Source organism: Chryseobacterium sp. SIMBA_029, from assembly GCF_046535275.1.
GTDB lineage: Bacteria > Bacteroidota > Bacteroidia > Flavobacteriales > Weeksellaceae > Chryseobacterium.
Map to the genome: position 1 here is coordinate 1 of NZ_JAWRXA010000441.1, position 264 is coordinate 264.

Annotated in this window: 1 protein-coding gene; it reads right to left on the reverse strand. The window is 42.4% G+C overall.

What is annotated here, in order from left to right:
* A partial coding sequence (locus SB679_RS24760) for a M1 family aminopeptidase (protein ID WP_410704944.1) occupies window positions 1–264 on the reverse strand: 264 nt, incomplete at both ends.

The window sequence follows — 264 nt, forward strand, 5'->3', positions numbered from 1 at the left end:
GGGTGCCTTATCATAAATAATAGGCCCATACATCATCCCTGCATTCTGAAGGTTATCCAGAACCTGTCGGATAGGATTGGCCCCTAAGGTACGATCCACCGAATAAGCCGCCGGAAAATGGCCTGTTAAAAACTTCAGATCATAAACACTTTTATCTGAAGATGCACCGGTACTTTTATCTGCCATAAAATTGGCAAAAACCTCTTTCATCCAGACATCATTAAACCAATTCATGGTTACCATATCTCCAAACCAAAGGTGGGC